The sequence below is a fragment of the Vibrio sp. 704 genome (genome assembly GCF_033339295.1).
The window spans coordinates 1-617 of the sequence record NZ_JAWOUH010000642.1; the positions used below are offsets into that span (position 1 = coordinate 1).

The window sequence follows — 617 nt, forward strand, 5'->3', positions numbered from 1 at the left end:
ATTATCAAGTCGAGAAAGACGTCGTTGTTGGGAATATCATGCGTCACAACAAAAGTGATGGCTCGACCGTTTGAAAGCGCTTGGCCAAAACAGTAAGGGTCAATCAGAGACTTGAAACTGCCTTTTTTTGAAAATGCTTTAAAGATGGTCGAAAACAGCGGGAAATCATACGCACCTAAACGGGTTTCTTGTAAATACGGCTCAAGAAACAGTTGATACTCTTCTTCTGTTGCACCGCCATCGGTAATGATTTCCCCAAAAATGTGCACATCTTGGGTTATGTCGTCTGTCCATACGCGTTTTAGGTGTTCAAGCGTCATGTGCTTCGCGGCATCAATACGGAAGCCTTTCACACCTATCGCTTTCAATGCTTTTAGGTAAGCTCGCTGCTGCTCGACAACATGTTCACAAACGCGAAGGGTTGGTAAACCAGGATCAGTTGGCCCACCTGTAATTCGGCCATTTTGGACCTGCCATTTATCTTTCCAGTCTTTGATACCAAACGCTTCAACAAAATCTTCTTCACTAAATAGCGGTTTGGATAAATCGCCGAAAAGCTTCAGAGACTGGTATTTCTGTTCGTCTTGTCGGTATTGATCTAACACGTCCTGACGAGG

General features: G+C 44.2%; 1 pseudogene. It reads right to left on the reverse strand.

Annotated elements, in window-relative coordinates:
• A pseudogene (locus R7R24_RS28260) lies at positions 1-617 on the reverse strand (alpha-amylase); the annotation flags it as partial.